This is a genomic window from Pedobacter sp. HMWF019 (assembly GCF_003061025.1).
Taxonomy (GTDB): domain Bacteria; phylum Bacteroidota; class Bacteroidia; order Sphingobacteriales; family Sphingobacteriaceae; genus Pedobacter.
Window position 1 is genome coordinate 17,983 of record NZ_QAIL01000318.1, and the last position, 15,513, is coordinate 33,495.

A 15,513-nucleotide genomic window follows, 5' to 3' on the forward strand; every position below is an offset into this window, starting at 1 on the left:
GGTTTTCCGGGGCTTTTGTGTTTTTATAGCCTCCTATAAAAACCGATAAATAGATCAGGATTTATTTGTGATTTGGAATATTAAAAAAAAAGAAGATCACATTCACCCTTTTTTAATGTTCGGATGCCTTGATAACATAAATAACAACCACATAACTAATCCTAATTGACCAACAATGAAACCAAGTTTAAAGATTACATTCCTTTTGGCGGGAATGATTTGCTCCTATTCCATATTATCGGCGCAAAACAAGTTAAAGGTATCGGCCAATCTTCCAATGCTTCCTGAAGGGAAGAAGGTGTATTTGATTGATATTGTTACCAAAGCAACAGATTCAACCCTCATTAAAGACCACAAATTTGAGTTGACCACTAAAACAGATTCCAGTAGTTTTTATATCGTTCAGGTCGGTTCAGAGTTTAATAAAGACCTTGGTTTTTATATGCATATGGGGCCTGGCGAAGTGAACGTTTCAGGAGATGTCAAAAGTTTTAGTGAAGCCAGCTTTAGCGGCAGCGAATTTGTTGACAGATGGAAGGAAATGATCAGTTATATGGATAAATCCTGTGGAATGAGCATGGACGAGGTACAGGATATAGCAGCACAAATGTTAAAGGCCCAAAACATTGGCGATACGGAAGCGTCTCAAAATCTTCAGAAAAAATATGTAGATTATGTAGAGAAAGGTAAAACAGCTGCAAAGGAATGGTTGAAAAAATATCCAAATGATCCGGTTTCTGTATATGTGATCAATGGATTTCTATTCAACAAGATACCTCTTAATGAGATGCAGGATTTGATTAAGCAACTTGGGCCGCAAGCCCGGATGTCGAGGCTCGCCACTTTAATGCTGAATCTAAAGATGCCTACTGTAGCAGAAAATGCTTTATTAAACAAGCAAGCGCCTGATTTTACACTTACAGACGTTAATGGGAAATCTGTTAAACTATCTGATTATAAGGGTAGATATGTTTTGCTGGACTTTTGGGCCAGTTGGTGCGCACCCTGCCGTAAGGAAATGCCATTTCTGAAAAAAGCACATGAACAGTTTGGTCAAAAGAATTTTACGCTGCTCAGTTTATCGGTTGATGAGGACCAGGGTAAATGGCGTAAGGCATTGGAGGATGAAAAATTGGCCTGGCCACAGTTGGTTGATGACTCGGCCAAGCATGCCCAAACGCTCTATGGAATTACCTATATCCCGACAAATTTTCTAATTGATCCGCAAGGAAAGGTGATTGCTGTTGGGCTCTATGGAGATGGTGTGAACAGTAAGTTAAATGGTGTAATTAATTAACTATGAGTATACTGAAGATAAGTAACTTATCCCATAGATATTCCCTGACATGGGCTATCCGGGATATTAACCTGGAGATTAACCAAACCGGTATCATTGGCCTTCTGGGTTCCAATGGTGCGGGTAAATCGACCACAATGAATATTATATGCGGTGCCTTGAAACAAAGCGAGGGACGTGTTGAAATCAACGGAATAGACTTACAAAAAGAGCCCGAACGGGCTAAGAGAGAGATTGGATTTCTTCCGCAAATCTTACCCTTGTATACTGATCTTACTGTTGATGAATATTTGCACTATTGTGCTGAGCTGCGCCTTATGAAGCCATCAGTTATCCATGCTGCTGTAGAAGAAGTTAAAGAGAAGTGTCAGATCAGCCATTTCAGTAACAGGCTGATCAAAAATCTTTCGGGAGGGTACAGGCAACGTGTAGGAATAGCGCAGTCTATTATTCATAAACCACAATTGGTGATCATGGACGAGCCAACTAATGGTTTAGACCCCAATCAATTGATTGAAGTGCGAAAACTCATTCAGGAAATTGGTAAAGAGAGAACCGTATTGCTTTCTTCTCACGTCATGAGTGAAATTCACTTGCTGTGCCGGGAGATTATTATGATTGAAGCAGGTCGCGTAGTCTTTTCTGATACGATTGATGCCTTTAACAATTATCTACGGCCCAATAGCTTGCTGGTCTATCTTGAAAATCCACCTGCAGAGGCCGAGCTTCGTGAGATTAAAGGCATAACCGGGGTAGAATATATGAGTGAGCGAAAACTGCGGATCTTTTTTGATAACGGACAGAATGTTGAAGAGCGTATCGTAGAGCGTAGTGTACACAATGGATGGAGATTAAAAGAGATTAGTCTGGAGAAAGGTGTATTAGAGGATGTGTTTAAGCAACTGTCCACGCAAATCCTACAGAATTAATGTTGATTAATAACCTATATCACCATAAACCTAAACCATTAAATAAACTAAATGAAACTTATCTATAAAATTGCACTGAATGAAATCAGGAACCTCTTCTTTTCGCCGGTAGCCTGGTTCCTTGGAGTTGCCTTTTTGTTGCAGTGTGCCTATTTTTACACCAATCAGCTGGCTCAAATGGCCGGTTATCAGGATATTGCTATAAGTGATAATCCGCACTTTGAGGGATTTGGTACATCGCTTACCAATATCATCCTCTTAAAAGGCGGACTGTTTTCAAGTGTAGTGAGCAATTTATATCTTTTTGTTCCTTTATTGACCATGAGCCTGATCAACCGGGAAATCAATAGTGGTACCATTAAATTACTCTATTCTTCACCAATTAAGCCCTATCATATTGTGTTAGGGAAATACCTGGCCATTGTACTTTATAATTTAATGTTGTTGGGAATCGTGGCAATATTTTTAATTAGCAGTGTGTTTTCAATTGTTCACATGGATGCTGGTTTGATCTTTTCTTCCATGCTCGCACTTTTTCTTCTCATATGCTGTTATACCGCACTTGGTCTTTTTATGAGTAGTCTGAGTACCTATCCGATTGTGTCGGCAATATCTACTTTTCTAATCATTTTTTTACTAACAGTGATTGGTACGATTGGACAACAATATGATTTTGTACGGGATTTGACTTATTTTCTATCCGCCAATGGCCGTACTGATAAAATGATTGCAGGTCTCATTACTTCGGGTGATGTCATTTACTATCTTTTAATCATCGGTATGTTCTTGTCTTTCACTTTATTTCGGGTGAAAGGTGCAATGGAATCAAAGCCCTGGCTAACTAAAGCATTGCAATATGTGTCGGTTTTTGTTGGGGTACTGGCTATAGGATATATTACATCCAGACCCGCCTTTATGGGCTACTGGGATGTTACCCGTAATGAAGTCAATACCATACACCCCAATAGTCAGAAAGTGATCAAAGATTTTGAAAAAGGAGAACCTCTGGAGGTTACGCTTTATGTCAATTTATTGGGCGGTGGTTTAGATCAGGGCGGCTTGCCTGAGAACCGGAAAAATTATGAGATTTCCTTTTGGGAAAGATACGTTCGTTTTAAACCGGAGATCAAATTAAAGTATGTCAATTACTACGATATAGCAGACAACGATAGCATGTTCTTTAAAATGTACCCGAAGAAAACCATTAAAGAAGTTGCAGAAACGACAGCTAAATTAAAAAAGGTTAACCTTTCTAATTATGAAAGCCCCAAGCAAATCCGCAAGGAAATTGATTTACGGCCAGAAGGTTTACGGGTAGTAATGCAACTCAAATACAAAGGACGGTCGACCTTTCTGCGGACTTATGATGATCCTGATTTCTGGCCAAACGAAATGAACGTTTCTGCTGCTTTCAAGCGGCTTCAGCAGCCCACCAGACCAAAGTTTATTTTTACCACCGGTAACCTGGAGAGGAGTGTGTATAAAACAGGTGAGCGCGAATATCACTACCAGTTGAACGATATTTCCAACCGTTTTTCAATGACAAATCTTGGCTTTGACACAGACAGTATAAATTTAGATCAACAGGAGATTCCCAAAGGAATTGCTGCATTGGTGATTGCAGATCCTAAAACCGATCTGAGTACCGTAAAACAAGATAAAATAAAACGTTATATCGAAGAAGGCGGTAATGCCTTAATTTTAGGTGAACCTGGAAAACAAGGCATGCTGAATCCTGTGCTTACAGGGCTGGGTCTGCAACTGAATGCTGGAACCCTGATCGAATTAACGGCTAATGAAACACCTGAGATGGTGAAACCGCAATTGACAAAGGAGGGGTTAGGCCTGTCAGATCAATTTATAATGCAAAGAGCAGACGTGGCACGGGGTAAGAAAATGCCTGAGCTGGATATCCTTATGCCTGGTGTTTCTGAAGTTGCGGTGGTCAATTCTGGTACCGGATTTAAAGCTCAAGCTATCCTGAAAACGAATCCTTCCCGTAATGCCTTTAATAAAATCGGTAAGGTTGTGGTTGATTCTGTTCCTCCGGTATATAATCCTTCTGGAGGAGATACGAAACAAAAAAGCTATTCGACGCTATTGAGCCTGACAAGGGAGATCAAACAAAAAGAACAGCGGGTTGCGGTATCCGGGGATGCAGATTTTATGTCCAAACTGAGAAGAGGTGGAGGTTTATTTTCAGTAGCTCTTTTTAGCTGGTTAGATCACAATCGTCTGCCCGTTTATATTGTTCCTAAAATGGCTACGGACGTACTGTTGACGATTTCTCTAAGGACAGCAGGAATGATTAAAATTGTGTTTGTCTGGATTCTTCCATGCGTAATAGCTTGCGTGGGTGCCATTCTATTGCTTCGCCGTAAACGTAAATAACCTTGATATGAAACTTGAAACAGACGCGCAGACCCTGGAAGATCTTCGGATTTTTGGCAAGAGGGAACAGACAGGGATATTTGATCTGTATAATGATACCCATACCCGGGGTGGGGAGAAATTGTTAAGGGAAATGTTCAGGAATCCATTATCAGATATGGAATCCATTGGCTACCGTCGTAATATTTTTGCTTATTTTTCAGCGCATAAACTGGAATTTCCTTTTGAAGGTTCTCTATTGGATATGGCCGAAAAATATACGGCAAGCACCAAAGATGCCGGAGCTTCGCGGCAACAAATATTAAATGATAAAGATATTGAAAACGGAGTGGTCTCTATCATTCAGCTTACGCAGAAACTTAAAGTGTTTATCGATATCGACGTTGTTAAGGCATCAGTCCCTTTTGCCGGAGAAAGAGATGCCATAATCGAAATTCTGGAATCGGATGTCTTACAGCCTGTTTTGCGGGATAAGAACAGTGGTAAGGTATCCTATTCTGCAATAACGGCTTTTGATGCACTTTTTAGAAGTAAAGGACAAATAAAGATTGAGGGATTGCTCCATCTGATTTACCTATTGGATGTGTACTTGAGTATTGCCCGTGTAGCGCTGAAATATGGATTTACTTATCCCAAAGCGCATGAAAAAGGCAACCGTATTTTGCGTGTGGAGGGATTATTCCACCCGGAACTGAAAAAGCCGGTAGCCAATGATATGGTGATGGAAGGTCATTCTAGCCTGGTTTTTCTAACGGGGGCAAATATGGCGGGAAAAAGTACATTTTTAAGATCGATAGGTACAGCGACCTTTCTTGCTCATATGGGATTTCCTGTTGCCGCCCGGGCTATGGATTTTTCCATAATGGATGGATTGTATACCACCATTAATTTACCTGACGATCTGGGCATGGGGGCCAGTCATTTCTATGCGGAGGTATTGCGCGTAAAGAAGATAGCTACCGAGCTTCATAAAGGAAAAAAGCTGTTTGTCATTTTCGATGAATTGTTTCGTGGAACGAATGTTAAAGATGCGCATGAAGCAACGGTTGCTATTGCCATTGGCTTTGCCCGGAATTCGGAAAGCCGTTTTATCATTTCATCCCATATTGTAGAGGCCGCAGAGCAATTGGGGGTAGAACCTGGAATAGACTTTTTATTCCTGCCAACACGGATGAATGGTACTGCGCCAGAATATACTTATACATTGGAGCGTGGGGTTACAGATGATCGGCATGGTATGTTAATTATACGCAGCGAAGGAATTCTGGACATATTGAAGAATGGAAAAAAGGGAAGGATTTACTGTAATGAAACCCTATAAATATTGGAAGAAATGAGCAAATTTAAGATAGACAGGCAAACTTTAGATGAGTTGAATTTGCTTGGGAAATTCAGAGCGGGTTCGGTATATCACCTATTCAATCAGGTTAGAACGCGGGGAGGGGAACAGTTGCTGGATGAAATGTTCAATAATCCTTTATCCAGTACTGTGCTGATCAATGAAAGGAGTGAAACGTTTAGGTGTTTTCAAGAACATGATTTCAGGTTTGATTACGATGTTCAGGTGATTTCTGTTTTCAGGGAATATCTGGATACCAAAACTTACAACCATAAAATACGCGTTTATTTCAGTCTGCTTTCCAGGAGTGTACTGGCTCGGTTAACCCGGGATGAACGATATAAAAAGAGTATTCAGGGTTTTCAGGCGATCATTCAGGTTTTAAAGAAAACTGCCGCGCTTATGCCCTTGTTGTCCTGGGCCCCTGAACCTTTCCGATCGCGGGTACAGGAAATACAGGCGCTGCTCGAAAGGCCTGAAATAGACCAGCTCCTGCAAATGGATATTTATTCGGAAATTGCTTTAGGTCGGCTCGTGTTTTATGAACATTTGCTTAAAGGGAGGTTACTAGCGGATATGGGAAATGTTTTGTCGTTCATCTACGAATTGGACGTTTATCAGGCGGTGGGCATGGTTGCAAGAGCAAAAGGCTTAAGGTATGCTACTGCACTAGAGCCTGAAAAGAATATTTTTCGGTGTCAGAATCTGCGCCATCCTTGTATTGAAAAGGCCATTGGAAATGATTTATTATTAGAGGAAGATAGTAATGTCTTGTTCCTGACGGGTGCGAATATGGCTGGAAAATCTACCTGGATGAAATCTCTTGGTATTGGAATTTATCTGGCTCATATGGGATTCCCGGTAGCTGCGGATTCTTTTGAATTCTCTCTGAGGGAAGGGCTTTATTCGTCTATTAATGTGGCCGATAATATCAACCTTGGCTATAGTCATTTTTACGCGGAAGTGATTAGGGTAAAACAAGCGGCTGAGGCGGCGGCGAGCGGGGCAAGGTTGATGTTGATGTTCGACGAGCTTTTTAAAGGAACGAATGTAAAGGATGCTTTTGATGGTACATTAGCGGTAACTGAAGGTTTCGCTGAGTATACAAATTGTTTGTTTGTGGTTTCCACGCATATTATTGAAGTGGGTGAAGAGCTTAGGTCCTTTCCTAATATTCAGTTTCGGTATATGCCGACTATATTGGAAGGGGGCGTGCCGCGGTATACTTATAGGCTTAAGGAGGGTATAACTGAGGATAGACAGGGAATGATGATTATCCAAGGTGAAAAAATACTGGAACTTCTCGATCGATAAGAAATAAGGTGTGAAAATATGTTTTCTGATCTCTCTGGACCTTTCGCGAAGAGCTTCAGGCCCTGATGCTCGATCATGAAAACATATTTTCTTGGGTGCAGACCGGGTATGATGCAGACCGGTGAGGGTGCAGAGTGGATTAGATTGCTTTCAATATTCCTTTGATCCATATTTTGGCGAGTTCTTTTGATCCGTCCGCATTTGGATGCAGATAAAATGTACCCTTTTTGCCTTGTTCCGGTTTGTACAAAGTGATGTGGTTCTTTTCGAAAAAATTAAAGCCAGATTTATCTCCTGCAAATACTCTTTTGGGGCTTAACTGATTATACTTTTTAACCAGGTTATCTATTTTTGGGAGGTAGTTCTTTAATCGATTTAGGCCTTCTTCTAAATAAGAAGCGTTATTCTGGGTATTAGTACTATACCAAAGGGGATATTGAATTACAAATTTTGCTTTTGGAAATTGAGTTGATAAAACATCGATTATTTTGGAAAGATTTTGATCGTATTGCTCTGGAGAGATGGGTGATCCACTAGGCCCGGATATGGCGCTGTCATTAGTTCCCAGCATAATAGAAAAGATAAGTGTAGCAGAGGTATCTTTGTTTAGTGCATTTGCAGCTTCCATAACCTTCGGGAAATCTTTATTAGTGGTGGGTAAAAAGTCAAAGCTGGTATGTCCACTAAAGCCCAAATTGGCAATATTAACAGATGTAAATTGCTTCTTTGAGGTCAGGATTTGTTTAATTACAATTGAGGGGGCTTCTAGGGATGGCTGCGGTAATGCGCTTCCTTCAGTAATACTGTCACCTATAAAAATGATATTCAGTTTCGTTCTTTTTCCTGAAGAAAAAGAAGTTAGCAATACTACAGAAACGAGCATCAGCAATCCTTGAATAAGCTTGGCTAAAGGGAAATTCTTCATGAATCTTTTTTTGATGAAGGTAGGAGTTTGGTCTGGTTTTGCATTTACAAATTTTCAAATAGTTGTTTAAACCTTTGTGGAGCAGGAGATGGGGTAAAATATGTTTTCTGAGCTCTCAGAACCTTCCGCGAAGAGCTTCAGGTTCTGAGGTTCGCTCATAAAAACATATTTTATTGGGTGCAGACCGGATTGGGTGTAGAGTGGTGAGGGTGTAGAGTGGATTACTGAGTTAAGGGGCTATGATAGTGAAAAGGTAGACGGCGAATATTACGAGCAAGACAATGCCCTGCAGGATATTGGTGCGACCGGTGGCGAGTGAAAGCATAATGGTGAACTGTGCAAGCAGCAGCAATACCGTAGCTTTCATATCTATTCCGAGTGTGATGCTCATTCCGGTAACGATCGAAACAATGGCTACTGCGGGAATGGTTAAACCAATACTGGCTAATGCGGAACCCAAGGCAAGATTTAAACTTGTCTGTAGTCTGTTCTTTCTAACGGCGTGGTAGGCTGCAAGTCCTTCTGGAAGTAAAACCACGGCTGCAATGATTACGCCTACCAGCGATTTAGGTGCTCCGAAGCTGATTACTGCATTTTCTATATCGGGTGCAATGGCTTTGGCTAGTAACACAACGATACCTAAGCATACAAGGAGTAGAAATGCACTAAGCAGGGATACTTTAGTGGTTGGGGGATCTGCATGTACTTCTTCGTTCCCGTCTGCATCGGGTGGTAAAAAGAAATCCCTGTGCCTGATGGTTTGTACCAGCACAAAGGCTCCATATAAAACAAGGCATATAATGGCTACAAAGAAAAGTTGTGTGAAGGAGTATTCCGGGCCTGCTTTACTGGTTGTGTAGTTTGGAAGAATAAGCGTGAGTACCAGGATGGCGGTCAAAGTAATCAGTGCTGCACTTACTCCAGATAAATTGAAGATTTGCTCTTTGAACTTTGCACCTCCAACCAGCAGGCAAAGGCCGATAATACCGGTTAAGATGATCATCACTGCCGCAAGTACGGTATCTCGTGCAAGAGTGGCCGTATCCGGCCCGCCGGCTAGCATTAAAGAAACAATCAGTGCCACTTCTATAATTGTAATGGCTAATGCGAGTAATAAGGTGCCAAATGGTTCACCAACGCGGTGGGCGACAACTTCTGCGTGGTGTACTGCGGCTAATACGGCAGCGATGAGTACGGCAGCGAGGAAGAAAATGTACATTCCACCTAGATTTAAAGTGGATGCGAAGTAAGCAAGCCAGGCAATTAGGGGAGAAATAATGGTCCATAAAGGAAGTGGGAGCTTTTTGATCATACTGAAACAACACAATTATTGTGCTAGAAAATATGTTTTCTGAGCTCTCTGAACCTTCCGCGAATAGCTTCAGGTTCTGAGGTTCGCTCATGAAAACATATTTTCTTGGGTGCAGACCGATTTGGTGCGGATAGGGTTTGTTTGCAGATTGGATTTGATGCAGACCGATTTGGTGTGGATGGGGTTTGTTTGCAGATTGGATTGGGTGCAGAAATGTAAAATCGTTGGTTTGCTTTCTCTTGTTTTTGGTAACTATAATTTAACTGAAATTTGTTTTGTTGGTAATAAACAAAGTTTAGTTTTGCTAAACAGATAAATAATTATAATTTTAATCCGTAACCAAATAGAATTTCTTTAGAGCATAGTATGTTTTTAGCCGATAATGCCGTCTCACGAGATTGCTTGAATTAAAATGATTTTTAAATGTCTAGCTTTTAGTTTTAATGAAAAATTGTGATCAATTCTCTGACGCTGATTTAATTATCCAACTTAAACTGGGGAATGAGAATGCATTTACTGAAATCTATAACCGGTATTGGGAAATTTTATTGAATGCGGCTTATCAGCGTCTGCGTTCGAGAGAAGATGCGGAGGAGGTTGTTCAGGAGGTACTTGTTAATCTTTATTTTCGTCGTAAAGAAATAGATCCAAAATCTACTCTGGAGGCTTACCTTAAAACGGCACTTAAGTTTAAAGTGATTGATACTTATCGTTTGCAGCAGCTGCACTATAAGCATATAGATCATTTGATTGCGGAAACAAAGCTTTCTCCTGTAACTCCAGATGATCAGTTAGAAATTAAAGAATTTAAAACACTTATACTATCCAGATGCGAAAAGTTGCCTGAAAAATGCAGGGAAGTATTTATGATGTTCCGATTTGAAGAATTATCTCATCAGGAAATTGCTGAACGCTCTGCAATTTCGATTAGTACAGTAAAAAAACATCTTCACAAAGCGATGGTCTTGCTGAGAGAAGAGTTTAAGGGCAATACAATTAAATTATTGATTGCCTGCCTGCTCTTTTTGCCTCAATAAACTTTTTAAAATGTTTCTTGCTAATAATCAATTGGTTATTGTTTTTTTTGATTTTATTTTATGATAGAGTAGAACCTTTTGGTTTTTGTTTCGAATACAATATATGAGCGATAACCAAAGAGAATTTGAGAAGCACCTGCTGGAGATCATGACCAAGTTTAAAAATGGACAAGCCACAGATGCCGAAATTGAAGAGATTAATCTTTGGTATGAGAATCAGGCTTCTAATGAGGGGTATACGGATGGGATGTCATCTACTAAACGTGCAGAAACCAAACAGAAAATATTATTCAGGATTTATGATCGTGTACATCATACTGCAGCCCCGGTTGCTAAGATTGACGTATATAAAAAAATAAAAATATTTACCCTTGCAGCTTCAATATTTATAGCCATTGGTGTAGGGCTTTATTTTCAGTTTGCTGAGCAAAAGAAATATCTCAACGATACTACTGCTGTTCATGATGTTGCCCCTGGAAATAATAAAGCCGTATTAATACTGGCCAATGGCAAAAAAATTAGTTTAGAGGATTTAAGCGAAGGCCAGATTGCCAGCCAGGCTGGCATCCGGATTTCTAAAAAAGCCAATGGTCAATTGGTTTATGAGGCTACTGAAAGTACAGAATCTACAGCGTTCAAACCCGAATTTAATACCATTGAAGTACCACTGGGTGGACAGTGGCAAGTTATTCTTCCAGACCATTCCAAGGTATGGTTAAATGCTTTATCTCGGATTACTTATCCGTTACATTTTACTGGTAAGGAAAGAAATGTGAAAATTTCTGGAGAAGCCTATTTTGAGGTGGCGCACAATGCTCAGATGCCATTTAAAGTACAGGCTGGTCATCAGATTGTTGAGGTGCTGGGGACACATTTCAATATTATGGCTTACGCCGATGAAAAACTCATCAGAACCACATTGATAGAAGGTTCGGTAAAAGTTTCGCAAGGTAAAGCAACAAAGCTGCTGGTTCCCGGCGAACAGGCACAAGTAGGCAAAGAGGGAATTACGGTTACAAATGAGGTAGATGTGGAAGATGTTGTGGCCTGGAAAAACGGTTATTTCAAATTTGATGAGAACCTGGAAGCCATTATGGCAAAAGTGGCCAAGTGGTATAATGTAGAAGTGGTTTATCAGTTTAAACCCGATCCCAATAGTATATACGAGGGCAAAGTTTCACGTTCCAAAAATATTTCCTCCCTATTGAAAATCATAGAATTTAATGGCGATGTACATTTTAAAATAGAAGGAAGGAGGGTTATCGTGACTAAATAGCTATGGCAATCATGGTAGGCCAAAAAATGGTCAAAGGTGTTAGAGCACCTCTGACCGGATGTTGAGTTTACCCATTCCGATGAATCGGAATAAAAATTTAACGATGAATCAAACCGAAACCCAACATTCAAATTTATGAATTTAAACTTACATAACAGGTATGGAGAGAATCGCCATGCTTTTTACAAATTTCTGCTGGTGATGAAGATTACTACATTTTTTCTGATAATAGCCATAATGCAGGTAAGTGCGGGTACGTTCGCACAAAAGATAACCCTCAATAAAGTAAATGCGCCTTTGTCGTCAATTATTAATGACATCAGGGCACAGAGCAATTACGATTTCTTTTATAATAAGAAGGTCTTAAAAGAAGCTAAATCACTTAGCATTCATGTAAAGGATGCTACTCTTGAAGAGGTATTGAAAATTTGTCTCAAAGATCAATCTCTTGAATATCAGATCACGGATAAAACGGTGTTGATTAAAGAAAAGGAAAAGAAATTTGATTTATTTAATCCGTTTGGTCTGTTTTCTGAAAAAATATCAGGTAAAGTAGTGGACGAAAAAGGTTTGCCTGTGCCAGGGGCAAGTGTGCTTGAAAAAGGCATGAAGAATGTAACCCATACCGATGGAAATGGGGAGTTTGTGATTCATGTAAAAGATCATGCTGCTATTTTGGTGATTTCTTTTGTAGGCTTTCAGAACAAAGAAATAGACGCAGGAGATGTTAAGGGTGGCCCTATTACGCTTATTGTTTCTCAGGAAAGCTTAAACGAAGTAGTGGTTACCGCTTACGGTAAAGTTAAAAAAAGTAGTCTCACCGATGCTGTGGCAACAATTAGTGGAGAGAACCTTGAAAACAGACCAATCCGAACCGTTACAGATGGATTGATCGGACTGGCACCTGGACTAAATATCAGAATGTCAAGTGGTGCGCCTGAAATTAACCCATCAATCAATATCCGTGGTTTTACGTCTATCAACAGTAGTGCCGCGCCGCTCATATTGGTTGATGGAGTAGAAAGGCCTATTCAGGATGTTAATCCCAATGATGTGGAAAGTGTTTCCTTATTAAAGGATGGCGCATCAACAGCGATTTACGGTTCACGTGCACCATATGGGGTAATTCTCATTACAACTAAAAGCGGGAAATCAGGTAAAGCATCGATCAGCTATTCTGCAAACACAAAAATTGGTGTTATGGTACTTGCGCCTACCCAGCCAAATTCTCCGGATTGGGCACGCTATATCAATATCGCTCAACGGAACGGACAACCAGATGGAACTGGAACAGATGGTGTAGATGCGATTACCATTGCCCGAATGCAGGCTTGGTTAAATAAAGACTGGAGCAATCCTGCTTTTGACGATCTGAGAACTCAATTTGGAGATAAGGCACAATCTTATATTGAAAACGGACAATTTCCAACCACCAATGCTGGCTTTAAGAACTGGACAAGAGAGCAGTCTTTTGCGACTACAAAGCTTTATGATACCTATTTGAACAAATACGATTTCAGTCAGCAGCATAACCTGAATTTTAGCGGCGGTAACGACAAGATTCGTTATTTTTCGAGCTTTGGTTATAACAATACAAAAGGTCTATTTAAAGGTGATTTTAATTACAACAGGCGTTACAATTTTCAAACCAAGTTAGACTATACCGCTACAGATTGGCTGAGTTTCAGAACGGATGTCAATTATGTAAGACAGGTTAATCAAGGTCCGAATTATCTGTCCGGAGGCGATACATATGCGAATTACAGCACCATTTTTGGCAGCATGATGCAGTACTTTGCCACGCCGCTTAAAGTACCTTCAGGCAATCAATATTCCTGGATATTGGGGGCTGCAGGTATCTTAGGCAACGGGGGATTGATCAATAATGGCAGAAATGAAATCGTACTGAACGGTGGAGCTACCTTAAAGCCTTTTAAAGATTTTGAAATCAATGCAGATTACTCGAGAAGACAAAGTTATACGGAGTATTCAAGGACAGATAAAATTGTTTATACGGAACTGCCTGACGGCACTAAGATCCAAAATAATCGTTCGGCAAATGTAAGCAGCATCACAAAAACAGATGGCGTGCAGGAGTACCAGATGGTAAAACTTAGTGCGCAATATAAGCACACGTTTGCAGAGAAGCATAATTTATTTGCTCAATTCGGAATGCAGTCTGAGGAAAATGACTATAGGTCTCTAACGGGCAGCAAAACAGATCTGTTTGCCCAGGATTTGATCCCTGCGCTTAGTGCTGCAGCCAACAATCCGCAGACGAGTGATAGATTATACTCCTGGAGTACTTTGGGTTATTATGGAGTTATTACCTATGATTATATGGAAAGATATATGATCAAGTTCGCCGGGCGAGGAGATGCGAGCTCACGCTTTGCACCGGAATCCCGCTGGAGTTTCTTCCCTTCGGTATCCGGTGCCTGGAATGCGGCAAAAGAAAATTTCTGGCCATTGAAAAACCTGATCTCAGAATTTAAACCCCGGGTTTCCTGGTCAACGTCTGGTGATTTAGCTTCCAATGGCGCTGACAACTATTACACTTACATATCTACGCTTGCCATGTCGGTGAATAAAAACCTGCTGTTAGGAGGAGGTTATTCTAATGTGACCACAACACCAGGTTTGGTCTCTTCAGATCTGACCTGGGCAAAACCCACTGTTCTGAATATAGGGATAGATGTTTCTGCGTTTAAGAGAAGGTTGAACCTGTCTTATGAATGGTACCAACGTACGGTAAAGGATCAGGTTGGTCCTGTTGATCCACTTCCACAGGTTTTGGGAACTACAGCGCCGCCGAGAAACAATTCTGTTTCTGAAACACGGGGATGGGAACTTTCCATCGGCTGGAATGACCAGGTTCAGGTGGCGCAGAAACCACTGAATTATTCCTTGAAATTTAACATGAGCGATTATATTGGATACGTTACGGAGTATTCTTCGAACAAATTGGGTGTAACCAGCGGCGTTTGGACACCAGGAGAACAATTTGGGCAAAACTATGTGTATGATGTAGCAAGAATCGCTCAAAATACGGCTGATCTTAAGAAAGGAACATTACCATCAGGATATAATTATCCAGGGTATATCATGTATAAGGATCTCAATGGTGACGGTTATATCAATTCAGGAACCGGTGGTTTTTGGTATAGCAGAGGTGACCTGGATAAGGACGGATATAGTTATCCCCGCAAGTCTTATTCTATCATGCCATCGGTTTCCTGGAACAACTTCTCTTTCTCAGCAGTGCTGGAAGGTGTGTTGCAATGGCGTGTTTATAACAGTACAGAGTGGGTGTGGGGAACCAAAGCCGGCAGCGACCTTGCGTATTTTTACACGCCAGCATTTGAAGAAAGTACTAAACTGGGCTATTGGAGTCCAGATAATACCAATGCTTTTTTTCCTGCTTTTAATACAGGACGTACATTGGCAACGGATAGATACATGTTAAATCTGGCTAACCTTAGGATCAGAAATGTTACGGTGGGTTATGACTTACCTCAATCGTGGTTAAAGAAAGTTAAAATTAAAAGAGCAAATGTATATTTAAGCGGAGAGAACTTAGGGTTTATCTATTCAAAATCTTTTATTAAATACGATCCGGAGCTATTAAGTAGCGGTGTTAACGGCTACCCTCCGTTGCGTTACTACTCACTTGGATTGAATATCAACTTATAA

At 40.6% G+C, this 15,513-nt stretch carries 10 protein-coding genes; 8 read left to right on the forward strand and 2 right to left on the reverse strand.

Going from position 1 to position 15,513, the window contains the following annotated elements; all coding sequences use genetic code 11:
• The first annotated feature begins 175 nt into the window (after positions 1 to 175).
• The 5 genes from DBR11_RS17890 to DBR11_RS17910 are packed head-to-tail and all read left to right on the forward strand — an operon-like array spanning position 176 to position 7,270.
• Positions 176 to 1,297 carry a TlpA disulfide reductase family protein gene (locus DBR11_RS17890; protein ID WP_108554007.1) on the forward strand — a complete coding sequence of 374 codons (1,122 nt, stop codon included), beginning with the start codon at positions 176 to 178 and terminating at the stop codon, positions 1,295 to 1,297.
• A 2-nt stretch (positions 1,298 to 1,299) separates the two neighbouring features.
• Positions 1,300 to 2,226: an ABC transporter ATP-binding protein gene (locus DBR11_RS17895; RefSeq protein WP_108554008.1), complete on the forward strand. Its 927-nt coding sequence runs from the start codon at positions 1,300 to 1,302 to the stop codon at positions 2,224 to 2,226.
• A gap of 51 nt (positions 2,227 to 2,277) precedes the next feature.
• Positions 2,278 to 4,617 (forward strand): Gldg family protein, encoded by a 2,340-nt coding sequence (locus tag DBR11_RS17900; RefSeq protein ID WP_108554009.1) that lies wholly within the window; start codon positions 2,278 to 2,280, stop codon positions 4,615 to 4,617.
• A 7-nt stretch (positions 4,618 to 4,624) separates the two neighbouring features.
• Positions 4,625 to 5,938, forward strand: a complete 1,314-nt coding sequence (locus DBR11_RS17905) for a DNA mismatch repair protein (protein WP_108554010.1) — start codon at positions 4,625 to 4,627, stop codon at positions 5,936 to 5,938.
• A 12-nt stretch (positions 5,939 to 5,950) separates the two neighbouring features.
• On the forward strand, positions 5,951 to 7,270 hold the full coding sequence (locus DBR11_RS17910) for a DNA mismatch repair protein (protein ID WP_108554011.1): 1,320 nt from the start codon (positions 5,951 to 5,953) through the stop codon (positions 7,268 to 7,270).
• A gap of 139 nt (positions 7,271 to 7,409) precedes the next feature.
• Here the strand turns inward: DBR11_RS17910 and DBR11_RS17915 are convergent, their stop codons facing one another.
• Together DBR11_RS17915 and DBR11_RS17920 are read right to left on the reverse strand one after the other, a co-directional pair.
• On the reverse strand, positions 7,410 to 8,195 hold the full coding sequence (locus DBR11_RS17915) for a GDSL-type esterase/lipase family protein (protein ID WP_108554012.1): 786 nt from the start codon (positions 8,193 to 8,195) through the stop codon (positions 7,410 to 7,412).
• 229 nt (positions 8,196 to 8,424) lie between these two features.
• Positions 8,425 to 9,507, reverse strand: a complete 1,083-nt coding sequence (locus DBR11_RS17920; protein WP_108554013.1) for a calcium:proton antiporter — start codon at positions 9,505 to 9,507, stop codon at positions 8,425 to 8,427.
• 443 nt (positions 9,508 to 9,950) lie between these two features.
• Between DBR11_RS17920 and DBR11_RS17925 the strand changes: the two genes are divergently transcribed.
• The 3 genes from DBR11_RS17925 (at position 9,951) to DBR11_RS17935 (ending at position 15,513) form a co-directional block, all read left to right on the forward strand.
• Positions 9,951 to 10,544 (forward strand): RNA polymerase sigma factor, encoded by a 594-nt coding sequence (locus DBR11_RS17925; protein ID WP_108554014.1) that lies wholly within the window; start codon positions 9,951 to 9,953, stop codon positions 10,542 to 10,544.
• Between the two features lie 103 nt (positions 10,545 to 10,647).
• Complete coding sequence (locus DBR11_RS17930; RefSeq protein WP_108554015.1) at positions 10,648 to 11,820, forward strand: FecR family protein; 1,173 nt, start codon at positions 10,648 to 10,650, stop codon at positions 11,818 to 11,820.
• Between the two features lie 135 nt (positions 11,821 to 11,955).
• On the forward strand, positions 11,956 to 15,513 hold the full coding sequence (locus tag DBR11_RS17935) for a SusC/RagA family TonB-linked outer membrane protein (protein WP_108554016.1): 3,558 nt from the start codon (positions 11,956 to 11,958) through the stop codon (positions 15,511 to 15,513).